This window comes from Nocardia sp. NPDC023852 (assembly GCF_040639505.1).
Lineage (GTDB): Bacteria > Actinomycetota > Actinomycetes > Mycobacteriales > Mycobacteriaceae > Nocardia.
Map to the genome: position 1 here is coordinate 176,682 of NZ_JBFAAB010000005.1, position 15,557 is coordinate 192,238.

Here is a 15,557-nt window from a genome sequence, read left to right on the forward strand (position 1 = left end):
TCGGCCTCGAATCCTGGTGGCTGAGGTACCGGCGTTACTCGGAGGCGTGCATGCTGTCGTTGCAGGAGATTTCGGACCGACTGGAGATCGAGGATCTGCTGGTGCGGTATTCGCACGCGGTCGATACCAAGCAATGGGATCTGTTGGACGACCTATTCACGCCCGACGCGCACATCGACTACTCGGCCATGGGTGGATCGGTGGGCGACCTGGAATCCACGAAGAAGTTTCTCGCGTCGGTCCTGCCGAATTTTCCTGCGTTCCAACACCTCATCAGCAACTCGTCCATCGTCGTCGACGGTGACACGGCCACCGGCCGCACGATGTGCCACAACCCGATGATCGTGTCCGGCGGCGACGGTCCGCCGAGCATGATGCTGTGCGGGTTGTGGTACCTGGACACATTCATTCGGGTCGACGCGCAGTGGCGGATCAAGAAGCGAGTCGAGGAGAAAAGCTTCCTCTTCGTCGCGCCGTCGGCCCAAGGATGAGTTGACCCGTCGGATCCGACACGCTGGGCCGAACTCCCTCTCGCCCGGGGACCGAGCGCTGATGCCGCACAAGGGATTTTGTACCTCCGGACCGGCGATGCCGAACACCGGCCGCCCGCGCCGGGACGGCCGGTATCCACCCGACCGCCCTCCTCGTGGCACGTCGGTGGTGACCGCCGATGGAACTCTCAGTGGCACGCTCCGCCTGCTGGCCATCAGTCAGGCATAAGCGAATCTGTGGCCCGCTGGACCAGGTAGGTACTCGTCGCATCGCGTCGCCGAAGCAGGCGATGGGCGAGGCGGGCAGCCTCGCCCATCGTTGTCGAGAGTCAGCGATTCCGGTGACTGTTCTCTCCGCCGCGGCGCTTCGCCTCGATGGGCTGGGCCGCGGCACCTTTCTTGCCGGCCTCACTGGCACGCTTGGGATCGTTGTCGAAGCTGCCGCTGCTCGCCTTGCCACCCTGGCTGGCGATCTTGCGCTGCTGGTCTTCGTCCATGGCGGCAAAGCCGCGGTGGGCGTTGGCCATCGTGTCGTCCCTCCTTGCCCCTCAGGTGATTCCTTCCGGCGACGGCAGGATGCCGTCACTGTGGGCGCTACCCGAGGATCCAGCGGGCAAACACAGCGGCGTGCACGGAGGTCAAGGCTGAGGGTGCGGTGTCAGGGTGTTCTCGTCGCGTGGCCGATCCACATTTCGCGATGCCGCGACCCGCCTTGCGCTCAGCAGATAAAGCACGACCAGCACAACACTGAACCAGACATAGGTGTTGCCGATGACATGCTGCCATGGCGTCCAGGCGGATTCACGGTGCTCGCCGTCGGGCAGCCAGTTCTGCGGACCGATCACGAAGACTGCCGTGGTGACCAGGATCGTCACCCACCAGCCGATCGCCCGTCGGCCCGAAAGGCGGGTGGTGTAGCCGACGAGGGCGAACAGCGCGGGTGCGATCCATACCCAGTGGTGCGACCAGGAGATCGGCGAGACCAGCAGGGTGAACACGGCGTTGATGGCCAGCGCCAGCGCGGGGAAGTCGGCCGCCCGGCGCATCGCGACGACGACCAGTACGAGCAGCAGGGTGCCGAGCACGAGCCAGACCGTGGTGAAGGCGGGTTCGGGCACCTCGAGCCGGGAGAATACCGCCTGAATCGACTGGTTGGTGTGGAATGCCGACCCGCTCAGCCCGGACACGTTCCCGAGACCGCCGAACCAGTACTTGACCGACTCCTTCGGCAGGATCGCGAAGCCGACCGCTGTCGCGGCCGCACCGGTGACGGCGGCCGTAGCGGCGGCGCGGTAGTCCCTGCGCACCAGGAAGTACAGCACGAATGCCGCGGGTGTCAGTTTGATCGCGGCGGCGATACCGATCAGCATGCCCCGGCGCCAGCGCGGCTTGTGCGTCAGGCAGTCCGCGGCGACCAGCGCCATCAGCAGCAGGTTGACCTGACCGAAGTCCAGCGTCGAATGAATCGGCTCCAGCAGCAGTCCGAGCGGCGTCGCGCATGCGGTCGCCCAGACCGCGAGCCTGCGCTGCGCCTCGTCCGGCCATACCCGCCGCGCAACCAGGTAGAGCGTGATCGCGAGCGCGGCCACCGAGGAGACGAAGAAGGTCAGGGCGGCCACGTCCCAGGGCAGCATCGCGAACGGACTCAGCGCGAGCGCGGCGAATGGCGGATAGATGAACGGAAGGCCGGCGCCGATGGTGGTCTGTGGCAGCTGCCCGTACATATCCGCACCGCGGCGCAGCGCATCGACACCCAAGCGATACACCTGCAGGTCGATGAACCCGCCGGTGATCTTGTGGAACGGCCAGACCGGTGTCAGGAGACAGAACGCGGAGAACGCGACCGAGAGGACAGGTGCCAGCCGCACCGCACGCCCGAGTCGACGGTTCTGGGACATCGGCGTATCGGTGGTGGCCGTGACACTACTCATCCGCGGCGACTATACCGACCCGTGTCCGCTCGTCCAGCAGGTGGGAGGGAACATTCGGCGCGAGATCGGTGCGCCGGACGCGTGATGGCGGTGAAAACGGGTAAATCGCCAACAGTCCACGCCAGCAGAGGAGGTCGGCATCATGCCGGTATCGGCGAACGCAGCCCTGGTAGGCGCGGGGAGCGGCGGGCAGGGCCGAGCAATGAACGGGGCCGAGCAATGAAGACGCCCGGCGCCACGGAGTTCGTTCCCGAGGGTGCGGACCTGACACAGCTGCGGCGGGCGGCTTGTGGCTGTCGCGGGTGCGATCTGTACCGGCACGCCACACAGACGGTGTTCGGTGCGGGCCCTGAGACCGCGGACGCGGTACTGATCGGCGAGCAGCCCGGCGACCAGGAGGACGTGGTCGGCCAGCCCTTCGTCGGTCCCGCGGGCCGATTACTCGATCGGGCGCTGGCGGAGGTCGACATCGACCGCGACGCGGTCTACCTCACCAACGCGGTGAAGCACTTCAAATTCGTCGAGCGGGGTAAGCGGCGGATCCACAAACAGCCGGGTCGGACCGAGGTGGTCGCCTGTTCTGCATGGCTGACCGCCGAACTCGGACTGGTGCGACCGAGATTGGTGGTGTGCCTTGGCGCGATAGCCGCGCAGGCGGTACTCGGTGCGTCGTTCAAGGTCAGTACGCGACGCGGTCAGGTCATCGACGCCACGGACTACCGGGTAATCGCCACGGTGCACCCGTCGTCGGTGTTGCGCGCCCCCGACCGGGCCGCGGCGTACGAGGCATTCGTCGCCGATCTGCGGACTGTCCGGGCACAACTGGGAAAGTCCGCGGCGGCCCGCTGAAGATCCCAGTCGACGAAGACGATCACGTGGTAGGAATGGGCCCGTGACCGATGACGAGATTGATCCGGAACTGATCGAGCTGGCCGGGAAGGTCTTCGACTGCGCTCGACGCGGTGACGCGGCGGGCTTGGCCGCCCTCGTGGACGCGGGCGTGCCGGTGAACCTCACCAACGACGCGGGCGACACACCGCTCATGCTCGCCACGTATCACGGTCACGGCGCCGCCGTCGCGACGCTGCTGGAGCGGTCGGCCGACCCGAACCGCGCCAACGGCAAGGGCCAAACGCCATTGGCCGGGGCGGTTTTCAAAGGCCAAACGGAGATCGTGCGGCAGCTCGCCGCGGCAGGCGCCGACCCGGACGCGGGCACGCCGTCGGCGCGCGACGCCGCCGTTATGTTCGGCAAGACCGAGCTGCTCGAGCTGTTCGGGGGCTCAGCGCGGCGCTAACCCCGCTTCCGGACGGCGGTGACCGCTTTGCGGGCCGCCACCAGAACCGGGTCCCACACCGGTGAGAATGGTGGTGCGTAGCCGAGGTCCAAGGTGGTCATCTGCTCGACGGTCATCCCGGCGGTCAGTGCGACCGCGGCGATGTCGACGCGCTTGCCCGCACCTTCGCGCCCCACGATCTGCACGCCGAGCAGGCGGCCGGTGTGGCGCTCGGCGAGCATCTTCACCGTCATTGTCGCCGAACCAGGGTAATAGCCCGAACGACTGGTGGATTCGACGGTCACCGCCACGTATTGCAGGCCTGCGGCGAGAGCGTCCTTTTCGCGCAAGCCTGTTCGCGCCACCTCCAGGTCGCATACCTTGCTGACCGCGGTGCCGACCACACCGGGAAAGGTCGCGTACCCCCCGCCGACGCCCGCGCCGATGATCTGACCGTGCTTGTTGGCGTGGGTGCCGAGCGGGATATGACGTTCGCGGCCGGAGACCAAATCGAGCACTTCGACGCAATCGCCGCCCGCCCAGACGTTCGTCCGGCCGCGCACCCGCATGGCCAGATCCGTGAGCAGACCACCGCGCTCGCCCAGCGGCAAACCGGCCGCGCGGGCAAGCTCCGTTTCCGGACGGACACCGATGCCGAGCACCACGACGTCGGCGGGGTACTCGGCGGTGTCCGTCACTACCGCGGCTACCCGCCCGTTGTCCCCGGTCCGAATTTCGGTCACTTCCGCATGGCACACGATTTTGATGCCCAGTCCGCACATCGCGTCACGAACCAAGGCGCCCATGTCCGGATCGAGGGTGGACATCGGCTCGGCGCCGCGGTTGACCATTGTGACGTCGTAGCCGCGCCGGATCAACGCCTCCGCCATCTCGACGCCGATGTAGCCGGCACCCACCACCACGGCGCGGTTGCCTTCGGCCCGCTCCAGCGTCTCGATCAGCGCTTGGCCGTCGTCGAGGGTCTGCACGCCGTGGACGCCGTCGGCGTCGATGCCAGGCAGCGGCGGGCGGATCGGGCGGGCGCCGGTGGCGATCACGAGGTGGCTGTAGGCCGTCCAAGACTCGCCACCGGACGTCAGGTCGCGGGAACGAACCCGCGAACCGTCGACGTCGATCTCGGTCACCTCGGTACTCAGTCGCAGGTCGATGTCGCGGGCTCGGTGTTCCTCGGGTGTGCGGGCGATCAGGGCGTCCCGGTCGGCTACGTCGCCGCCGACCCAGTATGGAATACCGCAGGCGGAGAACGAGGTGAACCGGCCACGTTCGAAGACGACGATCCCCAACTCGCTCGTATCTTTCATTCTGCGCGCCTGCGAGGCCGCCGACATGCCCGTCGCGTCACCGCCGATGACCACCAGTCGCTCGCTCATAGTCCTCACGCTACGACGGACAGCTACCGGGCGTGTGCCGGGGCGGCCTGACGAACCCGGTCATCCCGCATGCACCGTGTGGTAGTCGCGCTATCCGATTCCAGTGTCACCGCCATTCGCGGACTTCTGGTTGCCGTGCGAACCACCCGTGCGTATTACACACTGATCTTCTGGCAAAGCGTTATCAAGAACTGGCCAGATCGTGGTCGGGATTCTCGAATTTCGCCATCAGCTTCACCATCGTCTCCATTCGACCGATGGATTGGGCAGTTACGGCATCGGTTTTTCACCTTCGTCCTGCTGATTCCGTCGATGCTGGTGCCCGCGGCGAGCGCGTCGACCACGTACGCGGCGGCCACGTCGATCGCAACCATTGGTTTGTATATCGTGTACGGCATCCCAGTTCTGCTGCGCCAGCTGCACAGCGCCCGACTCCGCACCGGCCCAAGGTAACTCGGCGCGTGGTACCTGCCGGTCGGTGTGGTCGCGCTGATTTGGATGGTGCTGATCAGCTTCCTGTTCATCCCGCTCATCGACGACCGCCGCTATGCGTGGAACAGCGAGTTCGCCGGGAGCACTGTGAATTACGCGTGTGTCTCCCTGGTCGGCGTGGCAGGCGCGGGAGGTGGCTGATATCGGCGCGAACCTGGTTCACCGGCCCGAAGCGGACGGTGAACGAACCACCCGGACAGGAAGACGAGGGCGCGCGTCATCGTCTGACCGACCTGCACAGCCGGGAACCGGCATTTCGAATTTGTCGGTTCCGGCCACTAGGGTTCGTCGGCATGGAAAGGACCAACGTGGAGCGTATTTCACCCACCGGAAGGATTGTATTCCCGGGAAATCCGTGGCCCGAGGGGCATGCGATCGAGGAATTCGCCTGGACCGGCCGCTTGGATCCGGCCGGTGACCTGTGGTTCGATCTGCACCTGCAGTCCACGGAGTACGATGCCGAACAGGCACCCGACGACGACGCCGAAGGGGAGCCGGACCACGGTGAGGCCCAAAAAGACTGGACGTCGCGGATCGTCTGGCAGAACTATCACCGCTGCACACTGTCGTCGACGTACTGGGGCGAGGATGAGGGGACCGGCTTTCGCGCCGCCGAGCCCGGCCGCCCGTTTCTGCTGAAAGCGGCGCAGCCGCAACGGCTGACGGTGGATCCCCTTCCCCTCGCCGAGTTCGACGATGTCGAAGACCTCGCATTCAACATCTATCTGCTCGGGCACGACTCGGTCGCCGACCAGGAAGTGTTCTTCACCCGACGCGCCGACGGCAGGCATGACATCGACTGGCAGGGCAGGATCGCACTCACCTACTGCGCCCAGTACGAATTCGAGTACGGGTTCCGCGCCCGAATTTCCGGCGTCACACTCGACTTCATCCGGTTTCCCGCGGACATCTCGGCCGAGCAGGCACATCAACAGTTGACCACGGTGCTCGACGCGCCCGAGGAATTCGAGCTCGGCCTCGTCGACGGGCAGCCCGCCTGGGTATCGAAACTGCGGGCTTGACGGATTCGACGCCGGGTAGTGCCGTGGGCCTTTGCGTCATCGGCAGGTTCGCGCGGCTGAGCCTACCGGGGTTGCGGTGAAACTCGCCGAAGAATCCAATGTTCGGCATACGCCCTGATCAGGCCAGGTTAATCGGCAGTCGGTAGTGGGCCGTGCCATGATTGAGCACATGACAACCGGAAAGGCCAATCGCCGATAGTCGCAACCTTGCGCTACATGCAACCCTGCCGGAGCGCTACGCACGATTCGATGTCCTCGCCTCTACTATCGACCACCGTGGTCGGCTACTTGCCTTGCTTGTCGATCCTGCCCAGAATGGGGCGGCGACCTTGCCGTGGCGCCGCCGTGGGCCTTGGGAGCCACCGATACCGCTTTTCGACGCGACCGTCGTCATCTGCGACGGGGACGACGAGCACCAGATTCCCCTCTACGGCCTCGATCAATGGTTCTCCAAAATCGATGCCTTAGGTGATGGCGTCATTCTGGGCGCTGCACGTATCGCTGCCGCGAATATCCAACATCCACATGAGCGATCCGACCCGGCGCATGAAACCAGTCTGACCCGCAACATCATTGCCTTCGATGGCGACGGCACGCGAGCGGGGGCCTTCTACGCTGGAGACGGTATCGCGCAGTTGTTGACCGATCCCCCCGGCAGGATCTGGATCACCTACTTCGACGAAGCCACCTACAGATTCGCTATGTTGGATGGCACGTGGTCAGTCAGCTACATGGTCGGGCTAGCCCGCTGGAACGACCCTGACGGCACCCCCTGGTTCGCCTACAACGACACCGGCAACGCAGTCGACTGGTGTGACTGCTACGCGCTCAACGTCGGCCGGGCGCTGGTCCACGCCTGCCCGTACACCAAATTCCCACTAGTCGAGGTCGATGCGAGCCGGGTTCGGTCGATCACACCAAATCCAATTACGGGATGCTCCGGCCTAGCGGTATCGGATTCCGCACTCGCCTTTCTGGACCAATACCGCCGCAACGACACGCCGGTTTGGGCGATCCGCAAAGCCCGCGGCCAGGATGGGGTGGTAACCGAGACCGGCACGGAAATCCTGGCTCTGCCCGGCGGCCGGCGGCCACCGGCAGGCTGGGCGCGGGGAAAGATCGGGCGCGACGCGAATCTCTGGTTGCACGAGGACGGCAACCCCCGGCAGTGGTATCGATACGAGATCGACTGCTGATCGACCGCCGCTACACGGGTTGCGGTAGAACTCGCCGAAAACCCAACGATGTTCGGCATACAACCTGATCAGGTGGCATGGTCATCGGCGATCGATAGAGTCCGCATCAATGCGAGAATGTCGCGTCAGATGCGAGTCCGCGTCACAACGGTGTCCGGAGACTTTCGTTCGCGAGATACCTTCAGCGGCTGGACGTTTCCGCATGTCGAACCTGTAACGCATGCCGCGTACGCGGCAACGTCCGCACCGTCGAGGCTTTCGCCGACACGGCCCACATCACCGAACTATGGGCGCGACGCGGCCTCTACCGCTCCCGGCGCATACCCCTGGTTCAGGCACTGCTCGGCGATGTCCCACTTACCCGAATGCTGCTGCCCAGCCACCCGAGCAACCCGATCGTCACCGACCCGGAAACGGTCGATCCGGCCCATGTGCTCGCCGACCCCCGCTGGCGATACCCCCGCCGAAGGTTCGGCGTCTACGCCAGGACCTCGCCCGCTCGCAGTCCGCCGCACAACACGCGCCACCTCATAGTGGTCACCTCGCGCCGCGGGCGAAGTGCTGCTACAGAATCCGATACATCCGGTGGTCGATGCGGCCTTGACCGTATTCGCCATAGCCAACCACGACCAGACCGCACAGCCAGGAGTAGCGCTCGTCAGAGGTCTCGAACCTTGGCGTTGGTCGCACGTAGCTCTCGTCGACCGACAGCCGCTGCCCGTCGGCCAGACGCTGACGACCATCGGGCGGGAATCGGAGCACCCCGTTCGACTCGTAGTGGATTAGCACACCGTCGTCGGTGCGCAGGGTCGCGCGAACGTCCATACGACTGATTCCGTCGGCTCCCAACCACACCCAGTCACCGCCCCCGGGCAGCATTTCGCCCCGGAAGCGGGGCCCGTGGAAGCGACCGCCCTTGGTCACGAAAGTCATACGGGTACCGAGCGGGGTCGAGATCATCTGGGCTGGCTCCAGATCGATGCTGAGATCGCAGAGATGCTCGACCGGCAACGCATCGAGCAACGCCCGATCGAATATTGGCGTGGTTTTGTCGACGGTAGTCATGCGGCACCCCCGAACGCGGCCTTCAGCTCGGCGAAGTCGAAGAACGTGTCCTTGCGCGCGACGAGACCGTCGGACGCCACCTCGACGACGTCGAGACAGTGAACGCCCCGACGATCTTCGCCAGGCCGCTGGAACGTCAGCGTCCAGTCCAGAACCCAATGGCCGCTCCCGAAAAGCACACGCCGCTCCTCGAAGCCGAAGCCCGGGTAGAGCTCGAAGACCTGCGCGAACTCACGACGCAGAGCCTCGCGGCCATGGACCGCAGCACCACGACCATGGGCCTGGAACTGCGAGCGTGGGGTGTGCAGAGCAACGATCGCATCGATGTCGCGCACCTCCCAAGCGGCGAAATATCGCTTCGCGATCGCCAAAAGATCCGGGCTTGCCATTGAAACTCCTCAAGTCGGTTCCACGAAAACTAAGGGATACGCTCGTACGTGTCAATACGTATGGTCGTATAGTTCGGTACGATCGTATACATGACTCGAATAGGTGACGCACGCCGCGGCGCGATCGTCGATCGCGCGATGCACATCGCATCGGTCGAAGGGATCGAGGGTCTGACGCTCGGACGCTTGGCGGATGCTCTGCGCACCAGCAAGAGCGGCATCCAGGCCCTCTTCGGCACCAAGCAGGAACTCCAACTCTCGATCGTCGCGGCGGCATCGCAGGTCTTCGAGCGCGATGTTCTGCTACCTGCCGAGCGCGAGCCCGCCGGGCTCGCGCGACTACGGGCGCTGATGTCGTTATGGATCGACTACCTGGAGACATTTGAGGGCGGATGCTTTTTCGTCGCTGCCGCAAGCGAACTCGACGGTCGATCGGGACCCCTCCGAGACGCGGTAGCCGACGCCGTCGCCCGGGCCGACGCCTTGCTTCAACGCGACGTCGAACTTGCCCTGCGCCTGCGCGAGCTTCCCTCAGACACGGACGTCGAGCAGCTCGTCTTCGAACTGCACGCCATGGTGCTTCAGGCGAATCACGATCGCCAGCTTCTCCGCCGCAAGGACGCCCTGACCCGCGCCCGTAACGCGGTCAATCGCCTATTGGCCGTCGACCAGCAAACGGGCGACGGAGCGTCGGCCAGCCGATAATTGCCTCACAACAACGAGACACGCCATGCCGTCTCACGAAGTTGAGGCACCCCAGGTCAGAACGACGCCATGCCTCAACTTCGATGAGACAGGACTGCGGCGCGGCTGCAGCTGGTTGATGGCGTCTCACTGCGGCGGCCGGACGAGCAGGTGTTCACCACGATGCTGGACGGTTGGCGCAACCAGCAGCTAGCCCGGAGCCTGGCGTTTTCGACGGTCAATCCGCAGACCACCGTGGAGATCATTCGCCGAGCGTAGCAAACGCTTGGTCGGCTGTATGCGCTTCCAGGGCAACCGATCGCGCTTCCGCCTGTCGAGGCGATCACCACGCTGCGCGACCATATGGCGCCGCCGGACTGAGATTTCCGTGGCCCACCGTCGGTCTCGGCCCGGCGGCAGCGATAGGATGATGTTATGGTGCGCCCTGCCCCGGGTCCGGAGGCGGCGGCCGAATCCGACCGCCCGCCCGGAAAAACGCGGGTCACCCGGGTCGCCGACGTAGTGGAGCGCTTTGCCGACGCGTGGCGTACGGCGGCTACACCGCCGAAGCTGGCCGCTTACCTGCCGGATTCCCCCGCGATCCGGCGCGTGTCGCTGATCGAATTGATCAAGGTGGACCTGGCCAACCGGTGGGGGCTCGGCAAAGCGCCGAAGCGGCTGGCCGATTACGTCGAGGAACTGCCGGAATTGCGTACCTGGCCGCTACCGCCAGATCTGATCTACGAGGAATTCCACGTCCGCAAGCAGTCGGGTAGCTCGGTCGCGGTCGACGAGTACACCGCGGCCTACCCCGAGCAGGGCGACGAGCTCTCGGAGATGCTCGCCACCGACGACTACCACAGCACGGTGATGACGGCCCCGGCTGAGCCGACGAACCTCAATGACCTCGCCGTCGGACAGAAGATCGATGACTTCGACCTGATGACCGGTCTCGGACGAGGCAGCTTCGCCCGGGTCTTCTTGGCCAGGCAACGGTCGATGCAGCGGTTGGTCGCGGTGAAGATCTCCCGCGACAGTGGCACTGAGCCACAGACGCTGGCCCAGCTCGACCACGACTATATCGTGCGGGTCTTCGACCAGCGGGTGCTGGAGAGCCGGAAGTTGCGCCTGCTCTACATGCAGTACGTGCCTGGTGGCACGCTGTTCACTGTGCTTCAGCGCGTCCGTGCTACGCCACAGGCTCAGCGCAGTGGCACGATGCTGCTCGAGGTGATCGACCATGTGCTTGCCGCGAAGGGCGAGATCCAGCCCACCGACTCGCCACAGCGGGCGGAGCTGGCCGAGTTGTCCTGGCCGGAGACCGTCGCCTGGCTCGGGCGCCGGCTCGCCGAGGCGCTCGACTACGCAGGCAACGCTGGCGTGCTGCACCGCGACGTCAAACCGGCCAATGTCCTGCTCACCGCGGATGGCGTCCCTAAGCTGGCCGACTTCAACATCAGTTTCAGCGGTAACGTCTCCGGCGACAACCCCGTCGCCTACTTCGGCGGTTCGCTGGCGTACATGTCACCAGAGCAGCTCGCCGCGCTGCACCCCAACCTGCCGATTACGGCCCAGGATCTCGATACTCGCAGTGATCTCTACGCCCTGGCCGTCGTGCTGTGGGAATTGCTCACCGGACGCAAGCCGTTCGACGACGATGCCGTGACCGGCGGGGACCGTGCCACCCTGGAAGGAATGTTGAAGCGCCGCCGACCTCGTAGCTCTCAGGCGCTGCCTTATGCGGATCTCCCCCCGGATTGCCCAGAGGCGTTGCAGCGCGCCCTCGTTCGGGCGCTCGAGCCCGAGCCAGAAAACCGCTGGTCGCGAGGTGCCGACATGGCCCAGCAGCTGCAAGTCTGCCTCGACGCCCGCGCCCGCGACCTCGTCGACCCTCCGCCGACAAGCTGGCGCCTGCGCGCCCGCATGCTGATGCACCCGATCATGGCGCTGGCCATCGCCATACCGAATGCGCTCGCGATCCTCTACAACTACAACCACAATCGCAGTTTGATCATCGACAAACTCGACGTTCAGGCCCAACACCGCTTCGAGCAGATCACGCTCGCAACCTATGGGGTCGGCTTTCTAATCGGCTTCGTCGTCATCAACATACTGGTCGCCAGACTTTGGTCGATCGCGCGTGGCCTGCGCAAGGGCCGGTCCTATGACGCGGAAACCCTCGCCCGAGCCAGGGCTGGCACGCTACGGCTCGGCAAACGCACCGTGTTGACCTGCTGTGCGTTGTGGGCGCTCACAGGCGTGGTGGTCCCCGTGATAATGGAGGCGACCGGCAACAATATCGCCGGCGAGTCCTACGTTTACTTCTTCATCACTCAAATCGTGTGTGGCGTTGCGATGGCCTATCCCTACTTCCTGGTCAACTTCTACGCGGTGCGGTCGCTGTATCCCATGTTCATCCCGCACGGCGGACTCGGCGCCCAAGATGCACACCGCCTGCGGCAACTCGAGGTACGCAGCACATACTTCCTGGCCGCCGCCGCAGCGGTGCCACTGCTGGGCGTCGCGGGCGCGACCTTCATTCCGCCACAGGACATTGCCGCCGTCATCGTGACGCTGCGGCTACTCTGCATCGGCAGTGCACTGGCTTTCGTCGGCGTGTATTGGCTGTTCCGGATACTCGAAAAGGACCTCGCCGCGCTGGAACGCATAGCCGCCCGCGGGGCTTGATCGCCGGAAGTTCGGCGCGCAAGGTCGAGGAGGTGTCGCGTGACGACCCCAAGTAGAGGGCGGGCTTTGACCGTGATTCTGGAATCCCACTTCCGTTGGGAGGAGCGGCGGCTGACGCAGGCATTGAATCCCTCGCCGTTGGCGGGGAATCCGCCGGTGAACTGCTCGCTATCGATGTCCAGTCGTGACGTAACGGGACGTCCAGGATTGAGGCACAGTCGTAATGCGCGGCTAGTACGGTATATCCCACACCACAGCGCGGGGGGCCAGCACGGATCGAGCGAGAGGCGCGCAGGCACGACAATGAACAAGCCATATTCATCGTGGGCTGCGCGGAACTCGTCCGAGGAGTTACCCCTCGCCGCCCGTTATCAGAGCGCCGAACCCATCGTCTGGCACGGCAGCATGGTTTACCCCATGTACACCGAGCAGGTGGGGCCCGCGCCCACTACCGTCACCGTGACGTTGCTGTCCGCAGCGCCGCCCGCCGGACTGCGCGGGTTGGGAATGGGCCTGTCCGTTGTCGAGGGCTACGTGGATCTGCACGGACGCTCGCTCGCCGGGGTCGACGCATGGAGCGATGCACTCACTACGGGTGTCAGCTTCGACGTGACGCCGACAGCGCCGGGCACGCTGGTGACACTCACCCCCGTATGGGTGGACGAATTCGGGACCCAGAAGTCCTGGGTCGGCAACTACGGCATCGTGATCGAGCACCAGCCCGACGGTCGAATCGTCCTGTGGTGCAGCATCGGGGAGGGACCGCCGAACTTCGCGAACCTCGTCGTGGAGGTGCATACCGCTCCCGCGGTTGTCACACCGAACGAATCGATCCCGAGCGCGCCCGCCACGACACCGATCGCCACCACGAGCACGCCCTCCAGTCAGTCCCCTTCCTCGGCCGGTCCGCCCACCGCACCGACGATGCCCGTTTCCCGTATCGACGCGGGCCCGCCGCCAGACGCACCCTCCTCGCCCACCGGCCGACCTCCTTCCAACCCGCTATCGGCCACGAACGGCGATCGACCCGTGAACGGGCAAGCGGCGCAAGACACCTCCGCCCGACGGGCCGGCACAATTTTCACGAACATGCAGTCGTCACGGACTGCGCAGCCCGCCATTGATACCCAGCGCTCTGCGCCGACCCCGCAGGTCTCCGACACCCGAACCGCTTCGGTCTCGAGGCCTCGGTCCAGCGAAAAGTACGCCGCCGATATCCCTCGGCCCGAGGCCGACTCTGGACAGTCGGGCGACCCTGGCTATCGAAGCGCCCTTTACGACCTGGGCGCCGCCATGCAGAGCCGCGGCGAGGAGGAACAGGCGTGCGGGCTCTGGACACAAGCCGCCGAGGCCGGGCATGCGGTCGCCGCCTACGAACTCGGCATGGTCCGATACCGGCGTGGTGATCCGGTCGGGGCCGAACACTGGTGGCGCGCCGCCGCCGACCGCCGTGAGCCTCGTGCGATGGCCGGACTCGCTGAACTGCTCGACCAGCAGGGCAACCACGACGAGGCCATGGCCTGGCGGAGGTACGCGGCCGAGGGGCAAGCCGTCGACGTGGTCAGACAGCCGACATCCGGCTGATTCCGCCCCAATTCCGATGTGGGCCGAGCCGATTCGATCACTGAGGACGACCACGAATCGACGTACTGACACTCCGTACCTCGGCCAGCGGGCACGCGCAACGTCAGGGTGCGCGCGCTCTCGGTCTCGAACCTAGCCGCGACGGGTTCGGCCACCCTGCCATCGCGTGTCAGATCAACACGGGCTGTCGGCGGCCGGTGGAGTGTGCGAAAAAGAATTCGCCAGGGGATGGGGGCATCTTGTACGTTTCGGAATATGGGTGGCAGTTCAGGTGTGAACGGGGCGTGCGCGGTCGGCGCGTACTTCATCCGACTGCGTACAGAGGCCCGGGCTCTGCCGGCGCACCGTATCGCTTCGATTTCCTGATCCGGCTGATCGAAATCCGCGCAGGCGGCCGATAGCGGCCGTCTGACGCGTTGTGCCCTGGAGTAGGTCCGGGCGAATCAACTTTCCTGATTCGACCACTCCGTTCGGAGGACACTCATGTCCCGCCACCATTCCTTTTCGCGTGCCCGCGACAGCCATGTCCGCACTACGAGCACGCGAAAGCGGCTGTCCCAGAACTTCCTCACCGATGCGCGCGCCGCACATCTGATCGTGCACGCGTCCGGCGTCACCACCGAAGACCTCGTGCTGGAGATCGGCCCCGGCGACGGCATGCTGACCAGGCAGCTACTGGGTGTGGCAGGCCGGATCCTCGCCTACGAGAAGGACCCGCACTACGTAACCCTGCTGAGCGGAAGATATGCGAATAATCCACGAATACGTCTGTTCCACCAAGATTTTCGCACGGTGCGCGCACCGAGGGAACCGTTTGCCGTCATAGCCAACGTGCCGTTCGCCATCACGACCGACATCGTGCGCTGGTGCCTGGCCGCCCGGCACCTCACCGCCGCGACCCTGCTCACCCAGGTGGAGTTCGCGCGCAAGCATTCCGGCGACTACGGGCGATGGACCAAACTCACCATCGGCCACTGGCCCACTGTGGCGGTCGAATTGGGCGCACGGATCGGCAGGCACAGCTTCGATCCGGTGCCGCGGGTGGACACGGCGATTCTGCGCCTGCGCAAACGCACCGATCCTCTGCTACCGCGCGAGCTGATCGGCGACTACCGCAGGGTGGTCGCGCTGGGATTCTCGGGAGTCGGCGGCTCCCTGGCGGCGTCGCTGCGTCGGGAGTTCCCCACCTCCGCCGTGCGCGCAGCCTGCGCGGCGGCCGGGATTCCGCACGACCAGCCGGTCGGCCTCGTCTCCCCAGATCGCTGGACTACCCTCTACCGCGCATTGCGTGCATGACCGGAAGCAGCCCGCCGGCCAGTGGCGAACCACGGCACTGTCGATACCGGCG

The 15,557-nt window shown here is 65.4% G+C and carries 15 protein-coding genes; 10 read left to right on the plus strand and 5 right to left on the minus strand.

Annotated elements, in window-relative coordinates:
• The first annotated feature begins 50 nt into the window (after positions 1-50).
• A complete protein-coding gene (locus tag AB0H00_RS11885; RefSeq protein WP_357264786.1) occupies positions 51-491 on the plus strand; it encodes a nuclear transport factor 2 family protein in 441 nt (146 codons plus the stop codon).
• A 329-nt stretch (positions 492-820) separates the two neighbouring features.
• Here AB0H00_RS11885 and AB0H00_RS11890 read toward each other — a convergent pair whose 3' ends face one another.
• The gene (locus tag AB0H00_RS11890; RefSeq protein WP_357264788.1) at positions 821-1,018 is read right to left on the minus strand and encodes a KGG domain-containing protein; all 198 of its coding nucleotides are present in this window, start codon (positions 1,016-1,018) and stop codon (positions 821-823) included.
• A 111-nt stretch (positions 1,019-1,129) separates the two neighbouring features.
• On the minus strand, positions 1,130-2,422 hold the full coding sequence (locus AB0H00_RS11895; RefSeq protein WP_357264790.1) for a glycosyltransferase 87 family protein: 1,293 nt from the start codon (positions 2,420-2,422) through the stop codon (positions 1,130-1,132).
• A gap of 219 nt (positions 2,423-2,641) precedes the next feature.
• On the opposite strand from AB0H00_RS11895, the gene AB0H00_RS11900 reads away from it, so the two are divergent.
• Both AB0H00_RS11900 and AB0H00_RS11905 read left to right on the plus strand, forming a co-directional pair.
• Positions 2,642-3,271: a UdgX family uracil-DNA binding protein gene (locus AB0H00_RS11900; protein WP_357264792.1), complete on the plus strand. Its 630-nt coding sequence runs from the start codon at positions 2,642-2,644 to the stop codon at positions 3,269-3,271.
• A 43-nt stretch (positions 3,272-3,314) separates the two neighbouring features.
• On the plus strand, positions 3,315-3,719 hold the full coding sequence (locus AB0H00_RS11905) for an ankyrin repeat domain-containing protein (protein ID WP_357264794.1): 405 nt from the start codon (positions 3,315-3,317) through the stop codon (positions 3,717-3,719).
• On the opposite strand, the gene AB0H00_RS11910 is transcribed toward AB0H00_RS11905, so the two are convergent.
• Positions 3,716-5,089: an FAD-dependent oxidoreductase gene (locus AB0H00_RS11910; protein WP_357264796.1), complete on the minus strand. Its 1,374-nt coding sequence runs from the start codon at positions 5,087-5,089 to the stop codon at positions 3,716-3,718. The genes AB0H00_RS11905 and AB0H00_RS11910 overlap by 4 nt on opposite strands.
• Positions 5,090-5,569: 480 nt before the next feature.
• On the opposite strand from AB0H00_RS11910, the gene AB0H00_RS11915 reads away from it, so the two are divergent.
• The 3 genes from AB0H00_RS11915 (at position 5,570) to AB0H00_RS11925 (ending at position 7,799) form a co-directional block, all read left to right on the plus strand.
• A complete protein-coding gene (locus tag AB0H00_RS11915; RefSeq protein ID WP_357264798.1) occupies positions 5,570-5,722 on the plus strand; it encodes a hypothetical protein in 153 nt (50 codons plus the stop codon).
• 152 nt (positions 5,723-5,874) lie between these two features.
• Positions 5,875-6,603 (plus strand): hypothetical protein, encoded by a 729-nt coding sequence (locus AB0H00_RS11920; protein ID WP_357264800.1) that lies wholly within the window; start codon positions 5,875-5,877, stop codon positions 6,601-6,603.
• 329 nt (positions 6,604-6,932) lie between these two features.
• Positions 6,933-7,799 carry a hypothetical protein gene (locus tag AB0H00_RS11925; protein WP_357264802.1) on the plus strand — a complete coding sequence of 289 codons (867 nt, stop codon included), beginning with the start codon at positions 6,933-6,935 and terminating at the stop codon, positions 7,797-7,799.
• Between the two features lie 564 nt (positions 7,800-8,363).
• On the opposite strand, the gene AB0H00_RS11930 is transcribed toward AB0H00_RS11925, so the two are convergent.
• Complete coding sequence (locus AB0H00_RS11930; RefSeq protein ID WP_357264804.1) at positions 8,364-8,864, minus strand: DUF3237 domain-containing protein; 501 nt, start codon at positions 8,862-8,864, stop codon at positions 8,364-8,366.
• The gene (locus tag AB0H00_RS11935; RefSeq protein ID WP_357264806.1) at positions 8,861-9,253 is read right to left on the minus strand and encodes a nuclear transport factor 2 family protein; all 393 of its coding nucleotides are present in this window, start codon (positions 9,251-9,253) and stop codon (positions 8,861-8,863) included. The genes AB0H00_RS11930 and AB0H00_RS11935 overlap by 4 nt, the downstream gene beginning before the upstream one ends.
• A gap of 90 nt (positions 9,254-9,343) precedes the next feature.
• Here AB0H00_RS11935 and AB0H00_RS11940 point away from each other — a divergent pair, with 90 nt between their 5' ends.
• The 4 genes from AB0H00_RS11940 to erm all read left to right on the plus strand — a co-directional run bounded on the left by AB0H00_RS11940 (position 9,344) and on the right by erm (position 15,505).
• Positions 9,344-9,958: a TetR/AcrR family transcriptional regulator gene (locus AB0H00_RS11940; protein ID WP_357264808.1), complete on the plus strand. Its 615-nt coding sequence runs from the start codon at positions 9,344-9,346 to the stop codon at positions 9,956-9,958.
• 414 nt (positions 9,959-10,372) lie between these two features.
• A complete protein-coding gene (locus tag AB0H00_RS11945; protein WP_357264810.1) occupies positions 10,373-12,625 on the plus strand; it encodes a serine/threonine-protein kinase in 2,253 nt (750 codons plus the stop codon).
• A gap of 303 nt (positions 12,626-12,928) precedes the next feature.
• Entirely contained in the window at positions 12,929-14,209 is a 1,281-nt protein-coding gene (locus AB0H00_RS11950; protein ID WP_357264812.1) for a tetratricopeptide repeat protein, read from the plus strand.
• A 483-nt stretch (positions 14,210-14,692) separates the two neighbouring features.
• Positions 14,693-15,505 (plus strand): 23S ribosomal RNA methyltransferase Erm, encoded by an 813-nt coding sequence (gene erm, locus AB0H00_RS11955; RefSeq protein WP_357264814.1) that lies wholly within the window; start codon positions 14,693-14,695, stop codon positions 15,503-15,505.
• The last annotated feature ends 52 nt before the right edge of the window (positions 15,506-15,557 follow it).